The following is a 13,722-nucleotide window of genomic DNA, read 5'->3' on the forward strand; positions in this document are numbered from 1 at the left end:
CCGCCCCTACTTCACGTACAACTCCTCCACCTCCGCCGCGAAGTCCCGCATGACCACCTCCCGGCGCAGCTTCATCGAGGGCGTCAGATGCCCGGCCGTCTCCGTGAAGTCCGTCGGCAGGACGGCGAACCGGCGGATCGACTCCGGCCTGGACACCAGCTTGTTCGCCTCGTCCACCGCACGCTGCAGCACCGCCCGCAACTCGTCGTCGGTCACCAGGAGTTCGGCGGGCACGGAGTGCTTGCCGTTCATCCGGCGCCAGTGGGTGACGCCGTCCATGTCCAGGGTGATGAGGGCGGTGACATAGGGGCGGCGGTCCCCGAGGACCATGCACTGGGAGATCAGGGGGTGCGAGCGGAGCCAGTTCTCCAGGGGCGCCGGGGCCACGCTCTTGCCGCCGGCCGTGATCAGCAGCTCCTTCTTGCGGCCGGTGATGGTCAGATAGCCCTCGTCGTCCAGGGCGCCGATGTCCCCCGTCGGCAGCCAGCCGTCCGCCGCCGCCGGGACCACGCCGCCCGCGGCCGGGTCCCAGTAGCCGCGCAGCACCTGGTCGCCGGCGATGAGGATCTCGCCGTCGGCGGCGATCCGGACCCGGGTGCCGGGCAGCGGCCAGCCGACCGTGCCCAGGCGGGGTTTGAGCGGGGGCGTGACGGTGGCCGCGGCCGTCGTCTCGGTGAGGCCGTAGCCCTCGTAGATCTCGATGCCCGCGCCGGTGTAGAAGGCGGCGAGGCGCCGGCCGAGCGGTGAGCCGCCGCAGATCGCGTACCGCACCCGGCCGCCCATCGCGTTGCGGATACGGCGGTAGACCAGCGGGTCGTAGAAGGCGCGGGCGGTTTTGAGCGCCGCGCTCGGGCCCGATCCGGTCCCCGCCGCGCGGGCCTCCATCGCCTCGCCGTAGCGCTCGGCCACCGAGGCCGCGCGGTCGAAGGACGACACGCGTCCGCCCGTCTCGGCCTTGGCGCGCGCGGAGTTGAAGACCTTCTCCAGCATGTAGGGGATGGTCAGCAGACACGTCGGGCGGAAGGCGGCCAGGTCCGGCAGCAGGTCCTCCGCCTTCAGGCTCGGCGCGTGTCCGAGGCGCACCCGGGCCCGTACGCAGGCCACCGCCACCATGCGCCCGAAGACGTGGGACATGGGCAGGAAGAGCAGCACCGAGGCCTCTTCGCTCGTGCGCGCCTTGAAGATCGGGTAGAGCAGCTCGATCGCGTTGTCCACCTCGGTGAAGAAGTTGCCGTGCGTCAGCGCGCAGCCCTTGGGGCGGCCGGTCGTGCCGGAGGTGTAGATGAGCGTCGCCAGGGTGTCCGGCACCAGCATCCCGCGCCGCACGCCGACCTCCCCGTCCGGCTGCTGCGCGCCCAGCTCGCCCAGCCGCTCGACGTGGCCCTTGTCCATCACCCACATGTGGCGCAGGTCGGGCACCCGGTCCAGTTCGGGGCCGAGGGCGGCGGCCTGGGCGGCGGTCTCGGTGACCAGGGCGACCGCGCCGGAGTCCTGGAGGATCCAGCGGGTCTGGAAGACGGATGAGGTGGGGTAGACGGGGACCGTGACCAGTCCGGCCGCCCAGGCGGCGAAGTCGAGGAGGGTCCACTCGTAGACCGTGCGGGCCATCACGGCGATCCGGTCGCCGGGCACCAGGCCCTCGGCGATCAGCCCCTTCGCCACGTCCTGGACCTGCTCGGCGAACTGAGCCGCCGTCACGTCCACCCAGCGCCCGTCCGCGTTCCGGCGGCTGAGGACCACCGCGTCCGGCGCCGCGGCCGCGTTGTCGAACGGCAGGTCGGCCAGCGATCCATGGGTCACCGGCGGCGCGAACGGCGGTACGTACGCCTCCCGTACGACACCGTCCAGGCGCCGTGTCTCGGGCTGTACCAGGTGCGGTCCGGGAGCGTCGTCGTAGGCCGCCGAGGGGGCGAAGGAAGGAAGCGAAGTGGACACGGGCGGCTCCTGCGACAGGCTTGCAGCGAGGAAGACTGCTTGCTGCATGACGTACGTGCCTCGCGCACCGTGGCGTTCACCTGCGGAGGCCTGCGGAAAGGGGTTACCGCTGGTTAGGGAGGTGATCGTACGGCTCACACGTGTGGGGGTTGTGCGGGTTCGACGGTGGTCCGGAGCCGGGTATGTGCAACCTCGGGGGTTATGTGAGGGGCACTCAGCTTCGCCTCACCCGATCCTTACCTTCGCTCCAGGATCGCCGTCACACCCTGCCCGCCGGCCGCGCAGACCGAGATCAGGCCGCGCCCGGAACCGCCCTTCTCCGCCAGCGACTTGGCCAGCGTCGCCACGATCCGCGCACCGGTCGCCGCGAAGGGGTGACCCGTTGCCAGGGAGGAGCCCGTGACGTTCAGCCGGGCACGGTCCACCGGGCCCAGACCCCGCTTCTCCCACGCGGCGAGCGTGGCCAGCACCTGGGAGGCGAAGGCCTCGTGGATCTCGACGAAGTCGAAGTCGGCGAAGGCGAGTCCGGCACGCTCCAGCATGCGCGGGACGGCGTACGCCGGTGCCATCAGCAGCCCGTCCTCGCCGTCCGCCACATCGCCCCGCACGAAGTCCACGGCCGCCGTCTCGTAGGCGGTGAGGTAGGCCAGCGGCTCCAGCCCCCGGCGCTCCGCCCACTCCTCGCTCGCCAGCAGCACGACCGCCGCCCCGTCCGTCAGCGGCGTCGAATTGCCCGCCGTCATCGTCGGATCGGGCCGGTCGAGGCCGAACACCGGCTTCAGCGCGGCGAGTTTCTCCGGTGTGGAGCCGGGGCGGAGGTTCTGGTCCCGGTCCAGGCCCCGGAAGGGCACGACCAGGTCCCGGAGGAAGCCGCGGTCGTACGCCGCCGCCAGCCGCTGATGGCTCGTGGCCGCCAGCTCGTCCTGGGCCGCGCGGGAGATGTTCCAGGCGCGGGCGGTCACGGCGGCGTGCTCGCCCATGGAGAGCCCGGTGCGCGGCTCGGCGTTGCGCGGGATGTCGGGGACCAGATGGGACGGCCGCACCCGGCTCAGCGCCTTGACGCGCCCGCTCAGCGACCTGGCCCGGCGCGCCGCCAGCAGGATCCGGCGCAGCTCGTCGTTGACGCCGAGGGGCGCGTCGCTCGCCGTGTCCGCGCCGCCCGCGACGGCCGCCTCGGTCTGACCGAGCGCGATCTTGTTGGCGGCGGCGATGACGGCCTGGAGTCCCGTGCCGCAGGCCTGCTGGATGTCGTACGCCGGGGTCCGCGGGTCCAGCCGGGAGCCGAGGACGGTCTCGCGGGCGAGGTTGAAGTCACGGCTGTGCTTGAGGACGGCCCCGGCGACGAGCTCACCGACGGCGCCCGGAGCGCCGAGGTCGTACCGCTCGACCAGGCCGTCGACCACGGCCGTGAGCATGTCCTGGTTGGACGCGGTGGCGTACGGGCCGTCCGAGCGGGCGAAGGGGACACGGGTGCCGCCGATGATCGCCACGCGCCGGACCGACGGTGCCAACAGGGAGCTCACTCTCCACCCACTCCTCACGTCCACGCTGGGCTTACCTCGGGTAACCTTACTCCGGAGTCAGTACTGGCGCGCACTGGGAGTAGCACATGGCCGACCGCTATCTGAGCTTCACCGGCACGGGCCCCGGCCGCTTTCTCACCCGTCGCCTGGGGTTGCCCCAGCCGGCGGCCCTGAAACGCTGGTCACCCGAGCGGCCGACGCTCGGCGGCGACCGGCTCCTGCTCGCCGCCGGCAAGTCGGACCTCGACCTCGCCGCCGCCGGCCTGGACCTCACCGACTCCGCCGAGCGGCCCGCCGCCGTCCTCCTGGACGCCACCGGGGTCCGGGACGTCGAGACGCTCGCCGAGGTGCACGCCGCCCTCCACCCGGTCCTGCGGTCGGTCGCGGACAGCGGCCGCGTCGTCGTCCTCGGCGCGCCCCTGGACCCGGCCGACCATCACCAGGCGGCCGCCCAGCAGGCCCTGGAGGGCTTCACGCGCTCCCTCGGCAAGGAGATCGGGCGCGGTCGCACGGTGAACCTGGTCCGGCTCACCGACGCCCGCGCCGCCGGGTCGACCCTGCGATTCCTCCTCTCCCCCAAGTCGGCCTACGTCAGCGGACAGGTCGTCGAGGTGGGTCCGGCACAGGGCACGGACGCCGCGCCCGACGACCCCGACCGCCCGCTGGCCGGCCGCACCGCCCTGGTCACCGGCGCCGCGCGCGGCATCGGCGAGGCGGTCGCCGAGACGCTGGCCAGGGACGGCGCCCGGGTCGTCGTCCTCGACGTACCGCAGGCCGAGCAGGACGCGCGGCGGGTGGCCGACCGGCTCGGCGGCACCGCCCTCGCGCTCGACATCACCGCCCCCGACACGGGTGCCCGGATCGCGCGGGCGCTGCCGGACGGGCTGGACGTGCTCGTCCACAACGCCGGGATCACCCGTGACCGGCGGCTCGTCAACATGGCCGCCGAACGCTGGAGTTCGGTGCTCGACGTCAATCTCGCGAGCGTGCTGCGCACGACGGACGCGCTCCTGGCGAGCGGCCGGATGAGGCGGGGCGGCCGGATCGTGGCGACGGCGTCCATCGCGGGTCTCGCGGGGAACGCCGGGCAGACGAACTACGGCGCCGGCAAGGCCGGCGTCGTCGGGCTGGTCCGCGCCCTCGCGCCGCGCGCGCTCGCCGAGCACGGGGTGACGGTCAACGCGGTGGCGCCGGGCTTCATCGAGACGAGGATGACCGCGGCGATCCCGCTGTTCATCCGGGAGGCGGGGCGGCGGATGAACTCCCTGGCGCAGGGCGGGCTGCCGGCCGATGTCGCCGAGACGACCGCCTGGCTCGCGGACCCGGGCTCCGGGGCCGTCAACGGCCAGGTCGTACGCGTATGCGGCCAGAGCCTGCTGGGGGCCTGATGGACCTCGTCCTCACCGCCACTCCCTCCCTTGTGCCGCTGCTCGCCCGGGGCGCCCTGCTGTCACCCTTCAAACGGCCCGGCCCCGACGCGGAGTTCCCGCGCACCCGGCTCGTGTTGCCCGGGCTGCGGGTGGACCTCGCGCGGCTGGCCGGGTACGAGAGGGTGTGCGGGTTCCCCACGGGCGCGGACGCACTGCCGGTGACGTATCCGCATGTGCTGGGATTCCCGCCGGCGATGCGGCTGATGAGCGGCCGGGATTTCCCGCTGCCGCTGCTCGGGCTCGTCCACACCTCGATCACCATCACCCAGCATCGCGCGTTGGCGGCCACCGGGACGTACGAACTCTCCGTGCGCGTCGACGGGCTGGCCCCGCACCGGCGCGGTACGGAGGCCGCCGTGGTCACCGAGATGCGGGCCGGTGACGAGGTCGTATGGGAGTCGCGGAGCACGTATCTGGCCCGGCATCGCACCCGGCACCAGGCTCCCGAGCCCTCGCTGGAGGTACGCAAGCCGCTGCCCGACGTCGCCGAGTGGCGCATCGCCGGTGACGTCGGCCGCCGTTACGGTGCGGCCTCCGGTGACCGCAACCCCATCCACCTCCACCCGCTCACCGCCCGCCTGTTCGGCTTTCCGCGTGCGATCGCGCACGGGATGTGGACGGTGGCCCGCTGCCTGGCCGCGCACGGGGTGCCCGAACGGGCGCGGGTGACGGCGGAGTTCCGGGCGCCGGTGCTGCTGCCGGGGACGGTGACGTACGCCGCCGAGGGCGGGCGGTTCGAGCTGCGGGGCGCCGAGGACCGGCTGCATGTGGCCGGGGAGGTCTACCCGCTCAGCTCGTGAGCGGCCTCCGGCGGGCTCCAGGGCCTGCCGTCCATCAGGTTGCCGAGGCCGGACCACGCGAAGTTCATCAGGGTCGCCGCCGCCTGTCTCGCCGTCACGCCCGGTGTGGCATTCGCCCATGCGGCGAGTGACTCGGCGGCGCCCACGAGGGCCTCGGCGAGCCCGGCGACCTCGCTCTCGGGGAGGTCCGGGTCGCGATGGGCCTCCCGGGCCGCCGCGAGGATCAGTTGCGTCACGAACGCGACGATCTCCGCACGCATCGCCGCCACCTCGGCCGCGAACGGCTCGCCATGGGTGCGGGCCTGCAGATGCAGCACGGACCAGCCGTCCGGGTTCCGCGAGGTGTGCGCGAAGAACGCGCCCAGTCCCTCCCAGAGTTGGCGGTCGGCGGGCAGCTCGCGCCGCACGCCCTCCCGCACGGCCGCGGTCAGGGCGGCGGCCTCGCGGCGTATGCAGGCCGTGAAGAGGTCTTCCTTCGAGTTCAGGTACAGATAGACCAACGGCTTGGACACGCCCGCGAGTTCCGCGATCTCGTCCATCGACGCCGCCATGTATCCCCGCTGGCCGAAGGTCCGCACGGCGGCGTCCAGCATCTGCTGCTCACGGACGGCCCGTGGCATGCGCTTGGTCTTCACGGCACCCATGGGGCAAGAGTAGGCGACCCGTTGCGCGGAGCATTCTCCTTCGACGGGACGGGAAACCGGGCCGCGGGCGTCGTACGGCCTAGGAGGTCTGGCCCTGCGCCCGGGCGGTGTCGTCGGCCACGTCCTCCTGGCTGCGGTTGGCGTCCAGGTTGGCCTTCATCCGGTCGACGCGCTGGACGATGCCGACGGAGGCGCGGTCGCGTTCCTTGCGCAGGACGACGAAGCTGATCGGGGCCGAGATCAACAGGGCGAGCAGGATGATCCACATGCCGTTGGAGTCGCCGAGGCCGCGCGGGGCGAGGCCGGAGTAGACAAGGCCCCAGACGACCACGAGGCAGCCCGCGAAGATTCCGAGGCGCATCAGTGTGTAGCGGAGCATCTCAATCCACTCTTCCGATTCCAAAAAGGGCCACTGTCCAGTGAAGCACGGCGGGACCCCGATCTTGCAGGGGGGTGCGCCACGGCACTCACTCGAGCGGGAGCAGCATGATCACGTCGTCGCGGTCGTCGCCCGGCGCGACCCGGATGGCGTCCGGGATCCGGCCGACCTCCTTGTAGCCGCAGGAGCCGTAGAAGCGCTCCAGGCCGAGGCCGCCGCGGCAGGTGAGCCGGATCGCGTCGATGCCGGCGAAGCCGCGGGCCCGGTGCTCGGCGGCCGCCAGCAGGTCGCGGCCGTAGCCCTTGCCCTGGTGGCGGGGGTGGACCATCACCGTGTACAGCCAGATCCAGTGCTTCATCAGCCGGTGCGTGTTGAAGGTGAGGAAGGCGGTCGCGGCGACCCGCCCCTCCTCGTCGTGCCCGACGAGCAGCCGCCTGCTGCCGTCGGCCATCCCGGCGAACTGCCGCACCAGCTCCGGCCGGATCTCCTCCGGCGTCACCGGCGGCACGAAGCCGACGGCTCCGCCCGCGTTGGAGACATCGGTCCACAGGTCGAGGATGCCGTCACGGAGGGCCGGGGTGACGGCGGGGTCGAGCGTGAAGGTAAGAGGCACGGCGTCATCGTATCTATTACGACAGGGCGCGTGCCGCCACCTTCAGATCGGAGACCAGACCGTCGTACGCCGCCTTGCGCTCGTCGTCGTCCCGCGCGCGCAGAACGGACGACGGATGCACGGTCGCCACCAGCTTCTCCGGCCGGCCGTGGATCTCGCGCTCCAGCAGCGCCCCCCGGGCCTCGCCGACCCGGAACGACGACCCCAGCAGCGCCTTGCCCGCGCTCGCGCCCAGCAGCACGATCAGCTCCGGCCGCACGACGGCCAGTTCGGCGGCCAGCCAGGGACCGCACGCCGTCATCTCCCGCAGCGAGGGTGCCCGGTGGATCCGGCGCTTTCGGGGCTCGTCCCGGGTGAACTTGAAGTGCTTGACGGCGTTGGTGACATACGCCTCCGCCGGGTCCAGGCCGGCCTCCTCGAGGGCCCGGTCGAGCAGCTTCCCGGCGGGCCCGACGAAGGGCCTGCCCTGCCGGTCCTCCTGGTCGCCGGGCTGCTCGCCGACGAGCATGACCCGGGCGTTCCTGTCCCCGGCGCCGAAGACGGTCTGCGTGGCGTCCCGGTGCAGCGGGCAGCCCCGGCAGTCGGCGGCGGCGCGCCGCAGGGCCGGGAGACCGCCGCGGTCCGGGAGGAAGGGCTCGGCGGTGTAGGCGTCCTCGGGCGTCTTCGTGGTCACCATGGCGTACGGGTACCCCTGAGGGCCGGGATCGTCCCGGCCCAGGGGGCCCGACCTCACACCCGCATGGGCTGCGGGGACTCCCGGCGGGCCGGGTCCGGACCGTCGTACTCCCGGATCACCTCGTACCGCGTGTTCCGCTCCACCGGCCGGAACCCGGCGTCCCGGATCAGGTCCAGCAGATCCTCACGGGTGAGCTTGTTCGGCGTGCCGAAGTTGTCCGCGTCGTGGGTGATCTTGTACTCGACGACCGAGCCGTCCATGTCGTCGGCGCCGTGCTGGAGCGCCAGCTGCGCGGTCTGCACGCCGTGCATGACCCAGAAGACCTTGACGTGCGGGACGTTGTCGAAGAGCAGACGCGAGACCGCGAAGGTCTTCAGGGCCTCGGCGCCGGTCGCCATCTGCGTCCGCGCCTGGAGCCGGTTGCGTACCCTGCCGTCCTTCATGTCGACGAAGTCGTGCTGGTAGCGCAGCGGGATGAAGACCTGGAAGCCGTTCGTCTCGTCCTGCAGCTCGCGCAGGCGCAGGACGTGGTCCACCCGGTGCCGCGGCTCCTCGATGTGGCCGTACAGCATGGTGCTCGGGGTCTTCAGACCCTTCTCGTGCGCCAGGCGGTGGATGCGGGACCAGTCCTCCCAGTGGGTGCGGTGGTCCACGATGTGCTGCCGGACCTCCCAGTCGAAGATCTCGGCGCCGCCGCCGGTCAGCGACTCCAGACCGGCGTCGATGAGCTCGTCGAGGATCTCGGAGGCGGACAGACCGCTGATGGTCTCGAAGTGGTGGATCTCCGTCGCCGTGAAGGCCTTCAGCGAGACGTTCGGCAGGGCGGCCTTCAGCTCCCGCAGCGACCGGGGGTAGTAGCGCCACGGGAGGTTCGGGTGCAGGCCGTTGACGATGTGCAGCTCGGTGAGGTTGTCGCTCTCCATCGCCTTGGCGAGCTTCACCGCCTCCTCGATGCGCATCGTGTACGCGTCCTTCTCGCCCGGCTTGCGCTGGAAGGAGCAGTAGGCGCAGGACGCCGTGCACACGTTGGTCATGTTGAGGTGCCGGTTGACGTTGAAGTGCACGACGTCGCCGTTCTTGCGCGTGCGCACCTCGTGGGCGAGGCCGCCGAGCCACGCCAGGTCGTTTGACTCGTACAGCGCGATGCCGTCCTCACGGGTCAGCCGCTCACCGGAGCGGACCTTCTCCTCCAGCTCGCGCTTGAGCCCGACGTCCATGCGTACACCCTCTCCTCGACAGACTTCGTCAACCGTACTCCGCCACCCTTCGGACGGAGGGACCCCCGTACGGCGCTACGCGCCCGCCTCCTCCGGCAGTTCGCCCACCCGGTTCTCCCACTTCGTGGAGAGAACGATGGTGGTACGGGTCCGGGACACGCCCGTCGTCCCGCTGAGCCGCCGGATGATCTTCTCCAGGCCGTCCACGTCCGTCGCCCGCACCTTGAGCATGTACGAGTCGTCGCCCGCGATGAACCAGCAGTCCTCGATCTCGCCGAGGTCCCGCAGCCGGCTCGCCACGTCCTCGTGGTCGGTGGCGTCGGAGAGCGAGATGCCGATCAGCGCGGTGACGCCGAGTCCGAGCGAGGCGGAGTCCACGGTGGCGCGGTAGCCGGTGATGACGCCGGCCGCCTCCAGCCGGTTGATGCGGTCGGTGACGCTGGGTCCCGACAGGCCGACGAGGCGTCCCAGCTCCGCGTAGGAGGCCCGGCCGTTCTCCCTCAGGGCCTGGATGAGCTGCCTGTCCACCGCGTCCATGCGATTGAAAGCCTTCCGCTGAAGAGGTCTGCGTGTCCTGAACTGATGCTTGGGGTGCTGCCTGAAGTGCTGAGTGCTGCTGGTACCGCGTGATGCGGTGGCGTGCCGGTCAGGTGGGGCGGGCGCCGCCGCCCAGTTCGCCCTTCCAGCGGCGGTAGAGCCGGTGCTCGACACCCGCCGCGTCGAGGACGCGGCCGGCGACGAAGTCCACCAGGTCCTGGATGTGCGTGGCGCCGGCGTAGAAGGCGGGCGAGGCGGGTACGACGCTCGCGCCCGCGTCGTCCAGTGTCACCAGGTGCCGCAGCGTCTGCCCGTTCAGCGGCGTCTCCCGTACGGCGACGACGAGCCGCCGGCCTTCCTTCAGGGTGACGCTCGCCGTGCGCTGCAGCAGGTCCTTGGACAGGCCCAGCGCGACGCCGGCGACGCAGGCGGTGGAGGCGGGCACGATCAGCATGCCCTTCGTGGCGTACGACCCCGAGGACGGCCCGGCGGCGAGGTCCCCGGCGTGCCAGTACCGGACTCCGGCGATGTCCGCGTCGAAGGCGCCGGGCTTGCCGTCGGCGCCGCGCGCGAGCCACTCCCGCAGGTCGTCCTGCCAGTGGGCGTCCCGGAAGGAGATCCCCGTCTCGTCGAGCAGGGTGAGCCGTGACGCCCGGCTGACGACCAGGTCGACACTCTCCCCGGCGGCGAGAAGCGCGCGCAGCACGGCGGCCGCGTATGGGGTGCCGGAAGCGCCGGACACCCCTACGATCCAAGGCGTACGCGCCGTCTCTCCTGGCTTGACTGGGTTCACATCTCCGAGCCTATCCGGCGCAGCGGGGTGGGAACCGACCAAGGGGGGCCGGGCGTTCTCAGGGGGGACGAAGTCGGGCGGGGGTTGCCGTGGCGGGTACATCGGGTGCGTGGGGCACATCGGGCGGATCGCGCGCCTGGGGTGCGGGTGCGCGGCGCGAGTGGTCGCGCGGTGAGCGCGCGCTGACGGCGGCCAAGCTGATGCTGGGCTGGGTGGCGCTGCTGTGGCTGCTGGAAGTGGCCGACGTGATCAGCGGGCATGCGCTGGACGGCTTCGGCGTCGTCCCGCGTGAGCCGTCCGAGCTGGTGGACGTCGTGCCGGCCGCCTTCATCCACTTCGGCTTCGCCCATGTCGCCGCGAACACCGTGCCGTTGCTGGTCCTGGGGTTCCTGGCGGCCCTCGGCGGCATCCGCCGGTTCGCCGCCGTCTGCGCCCTGATCGTCGTCGCCGACGGCCTGGGCGTCTGGCTGATATCCCCCTCCGGCACCAACACCGCGGGCGCCTCCGGCCTGATCTTCGGCCTCTTCGGCTACCTCCTGGTCACGGGCTTCGTGGAGCGCCGCCCCCTCGGCATCCTGGCCGGCGTCCTGGTGGCCGCGATCTGGGGCACCTCGATCCTGGCGGGCCTCGCCCCGACCCAGTCCGGCGTCAGCTGGCAGGGGCACCTGGTGGGGCTGGTGGCGGGGGTCGCGGCGGCGTTCCTGCTGCGGCGCCGGGCGGACGGGCCCTCGCTCAGGGCCGGGGGCGGGCTTTAGGGGCCACCGGGAGACCGGCGGCGCGGACGGTCGGCTCACCGGCCGCACCGTGGTCAGACGGTCAGCCCCCGGACCACGAGATCCATCAGCGCGCACACGAACAGGGCGATCCCGATGAACCCGTTGACGCTGAAGAACGCCCGGTTCACGCGGGACAGGTCATGGGGGCGGACGATCGAGTGCTCGTACAGGAACGCGCCGGCCACGATCAGCAGGCCCAGCCAGAAGAAGGCGCCCGCGTCGGTGACGAGGGCGTACCAGACGAACAGGGCCGTGGTGACGGTGTGGCAGACCCGCGCTCCCCAGATCGCCGCCGGGATGCCGAAGCGGGCCGGGACCGACATGACGCCGATCTCCCGGTCGGTCTCGACGTCCTGGCAGGCGTAGATCAGGTCGAAGCCGCCGATCCAGATGCCGACGGCGAGGCCGAGGATCACCGCGTCCCAGGACCAGGTGCCGGTGACGGCCAGCCAGCCGCCGACCGGGCCCATCGCCTGCGCGAGGCCGAGGATGGCCTGGGGGAAGTTCGTGAACCGCTTGCCGTAGGGGTAGACCACCATCGGGATCACCGCGATGGGGGCGAGGGCCAGGCACAGGGGGTTCAGCAGGGCGGCCGAGCCCAGGAAGATCACCAGCGCGATCAGGGCGCCCGTCCAGGCGTGCCGTACCGACATCGCGCCCGTCACCAGCTCGCGGTGCGCGGTGCGTGGATTGCGGGCGTCGATCTCACGGTCGATGATCCGGTTCACGGCCATCGCGAAGGTCCGCAGGCCCACCATGCAGACGGTGACCAGCAGCAGCCGGCCCCAGTGGATGTTCTTGTCCCACTGGAACATCGCGGTGAGCGCGGCGATGTACGCGAACGGCAGCGCGAACACCGAGTGCTCGATCATGACGAGACGCAGGAACGCCTTCGTGCGTCCTGGCTGCGGAATCGCGGCGGAGGCGCTGCTCACAGGCCGTACTCCTTCCAGCGGCGGTCGACCTTCGCCGCCGTCTGCGGGTCGGACTCCACCATGTCGGGCCAGCCGCCGTCGCGCGTGTAGCCCTCCTCGGGCCACTTCTTCGTCGCGTCGATCCCGGCCTTGCCGCCCCAGAACTGCTGGTAGGAGGCGTGGTCGAGATGATCGACGGGACCTTCGACGACGGTGAGGTCACGGGCGTAGTCCGTGTTGCCGAGCGCCCGCCAGGCGACCTCGTGCAGATCGTGCACATCGCAGTCGGAGTCGACGACCACGATCAGCTTGGTCAGCGACATCATGTGGGCGCCCCAGATCGCGTGCATCGTCTTCTGGGCGTGCTTGGGGTACTTCTTGTCGATCGAGACGATCGCGCAGTTGTGGAAACCGCCGGCCTCCGGCAGGTGGTAGTCCACGATGTCCGGGACGATGATCTTCAGCAGGGGGAGGAAGAAGCGTTCCGTCGCACGGCCGAGGGGTCCGTCCTCCGTCGGAGGCCGGCCTACGACGATCGACTGGAGCAGGGGTCGGCGGCGCATCGTCACGCAGTCGATCGTGAGCGCGGGGAAGGGCTCCTGCGGGGTGTAGAAGCCGGTGTGGTCGCCGAAGGGACCCTCCGGCAGCATCTCGCCGGGCTCCAGCCATCCCTCCAGCACGACCTCCGCCTGCGCCGGCACCTGGAGCGGGACGGTCTTGCAGTCGACCATCTCGATCCGCTTGCCGGCGACGAAGCCCGCGAACAGGTACTCGTCGATGTCCCCGGGCAGCGGCGCGGTGGAGGCGTACGTCACGGCGGGCGGGCACCCGAAGGCGATCGCGACCGGCAGCCGCTCCCCTCTGCGCGCCGCCACCTGGTAGTGGTTCCGGCTGTCCTTGTGGATCTGCCAGTGCATGCCGATGGTGCGCTTGTCGTGACGCTGAAGGCGGTACAGCCCCAGGTTCCGCACGCCGGACTCCGGGTCCTTGGTGTGCGTGAGCCCCAGGTTGAAGAAGGAGCCGCCGTCCTTGGGCCAGGTGAACAGGGCCGGCAACCGCTCCAGGTCGACCTCGTCGCCGTGCAGCACGACCTCCTGCACCGGCGCGTCCCCGGACTTCACCTTCTTCGGCGGGACGTGCGTCATCGCGCCGAGCTTGCCGAAGGCCTCGCGGACGCCGACGAAGCCGTGCGGCAGTTCGGGCTTGAGCAGCCCGCCGATCTTGTGGGAGATGTCGCCGTAGGACTTGAGCCCCAGCGCCTTGAGCAGTCTGCGGTCCGTCCCGAAGACATTCATCGCGAGGGGCATCGACGACCCCTTCACGTTCTCGAAGAGCAGTGCGGGTCCGCCCGACTTCTGGACGCGGTCGACGATCTCCCCGACCTCCAGATACGGATCGACCTCTGCCTTGACGCGCTTGAGGTCGCCTTCGCGCTCCAGCGCCCTGAGCAGGGAACGAAGATCGTCGTAAGCCATGGGGTCAAGT

14 protein-coding genes are annotated in these 13,722 nt (G+C 71.6%); 3 read left to right on the plus strand and 11 right to left on the minus strand.

The genetic code is table 11. From position 1 onward, the window contains the following. Nucleotides 1-6: 6 nt before the first annotated feature. The gene (locus ACIRD7_RS28650; RefSeq protein ID WP_403458081.1) at nt 7-1,935 is read right to left on the minus strand and encodes an AMP-dependent synthetase/ligase; all 1,929 of its coding nucleotides are present in this window, start codon (nt 1,933-1,935) and stop codon (nt 7-9) included. Between the two features lie 236 nt (nt 1,936-2,171). Then, the gene (locus ACIRD7_RS28655; RefSeq protein WP_403458082.1) at nt 2,172-3,458 is read right to left on the minus strand and encodes an acetyl-CoA C-acetyltransferase; all 1,287 of its coding nucleotides are present in this window, start codon (nt 3,456-3,458) and stop codon (nt 2,172-2,174) included. 86 nt (nt 3,459-3,544) lie between these two features. Between ACIRD7_RS28655 and ACIRD7_RS28660 the strand changes: the two genes are divergently transcribed. Together ACIRD7_RS28660 and ACIRD7_RS28665 are read left to right on the plus strand one after the other, a co-directional pair. Beyond that, nucleotides 3,545-4,846 carry a 3-oxoacyl-ACP reductase gene (locus ACIRD7_RS28660; RefSeq protein WP_403458083.1) on the plus strand — a complete coding sequence of 434 codons (1,302 nt, stop codon included), beginning with the start codon at nt 3,545-3,547 and terminating at the stop codon, nt 4,844-4,846. Continuing rightward, nucleotides 4,846-5,688, plus strand: coding sequence for a MaoC family dehydratase (locus ACIRD7_RS28665; protein ID WP_403458084.1), 843 nt, complete (start codon nt 4,846-4,848; stop codon nt 5,686-5,688). Before ACIRD7_RS28660 ends, ACIRD7_RS28665 begins: the two co-directional genes overlap by 1 nt. On the opposite strand, the gene ACIRD7_RS28670 is transcribed toward ACIRD7_RS28665, so the two are convergent. The 7 genes from ACIRD7_RS28670 to ACIRD7_RS28700 form a co-directional block, all read right to left on the minus strand. After that, complete coding sequence (locus tag ACIRD7_RS28670) at nt 5,670-6,332, minus strand: TetR/AcrR family transcriptional regulator (protein WP_403458085.1); 663 nt, start codon at nt 6,330-6,332, stop codon at nt 5,670-5,672. The genes ACIRD7_RS28665 and ACIRD7_RS28670 overlap by 19 nt on opposite strands. Before the next feature lie 79 nt (nt 6,333-6,411). Further along, the gene (locus ACIRD7_RS28675; RefSeq protein ID WP_403458086.1) at nt 6,412-6,711 is read right to left on the minus strand and encodes a DUF4229 domain-containing protein; all 300 of its coding nucleotides are present in this window, start codon (nt 6,709-6,711) and stop codon (nt 6,412-6,414) included. Nucleotides 6,712-6,799: 88 nt separating this feature from the next. Then, nucleotides 6,800-7,324 (minus strand): GNAT family N-acetyltransferase, encoded by a 525-nt coding sequence (locus ACIRD7_RS28680; RefSeq protein WP_403458087.1) that lies wholly within the window; start codon nt 7,322-7,324, stop codon nt 6,800-6,802. 16 nt (nt 7,325-7,340) lie between these two features. Then, entirely contained in the window at nt 7,341-8,000 is a 660-nt protein-coding gene (locus ACIRD7_RS28685) for a UdgX family uracil-DNA binding protein (RefSeq protein WP_403458089.1), read from the minus strand. Between the two features lie 53 nt (nt 8,001-8,053). Further along, nucleotides 8,054-9,217, minus strand: a complete 1,164-nt coding sequence (gene mqnE, locus ACIRD7_RS28690; RefSeq protein WP_403458090.1) for an aminofutalosine synthase MqnE — start codon at nt 9,215-9,217, stop codon at nt 8,054-8,056. Between the two features lie 75 nt (nt 9,218-9,292). Further along, entirely contained in the window at nt 9,293-9,754 is a 462-nt protein-coding gene (locus ACIRD7_RS28695; RefSeq protein ID WP_403458091.1) for an Lrp/AsnC family transcriptional regulator, read from the minus strand. A 109-nt stretch (nt 9,755-9,863) separates the two neighbouring features. Continuing rightward, nucleotides 9,864-10,547: a UbiX family flavin prenyltransferase gene (locus tag ACIRD7_RS28700; RefSeq protein WP_403458092.1), complete on the minus strand. Its 684-nt coding sequence runs from the start codon at nt 10,545-10,547 to the stop codon at nt 9,864-9,866. A 200-nt stretch (nt 10,548-10,747) separates the two neighbouring features. Here ACIRD7_RS28700 and ACIRD7_RS28705 point away from each other — a divergent pair, with 200 nt between their 5' ends. Further along, nucleotides 10,748-11,302: a rhomboid family intramembrane serine protease gene (locus ACIRD7_RS28705; protein WP_403458220.1), complete on the plus strand. Its 555-nt coding sequence runs from the start codon at nt 10,748-10,750 to the stop codon at nt 11,300-11,302. 53 nt (nt 11,303-11,355) lie between these two features. On the opposite strand, the gene mqnP is transcribed toward ACIRD7_RS28705, so the two are convergent. Both mqnP and ACIRD7_RS28715 read right to left on the minus strand, forming a co-directional pair. Next, a complete protein-coding gene (gene mqnP / locus ACIRD7_RS28710; protein ID WP_403458094.1) occupies nt 11,356-12,258 on the minus strand; it encodes a menaquinone biosynthesis prenyltransferase MqnP in 903 nt (300 codons plus the stop codon). Further along, nucleotides 12,255-13,712, minus strand: coding sequence for a menaquinone biosynthesis decarboxylase (locus ACIRD7_RS28715; protein ID WP_403458095.1), 1,458 nt, complete (start codon nt 13,710-13,712; stop codon nt 12,255-12,257). The genes mqnP and ACIRD7_RS28715 overlap by 4 nt, the downstream gene beginning before the upstream one ends. Nucleotides 13,713-13,722: the final 10 nt, after the last annotated feature.

This window comes from Streptomyces sp. NPDC093568 (assembly GCF_044764945.1).
In the GTDB taxonomy this organism is placed as follows: Bacteria; Actinomycetota; Actinomycetes; order Streptomycetales; family Streptomycetaceae; genus Streptomyces.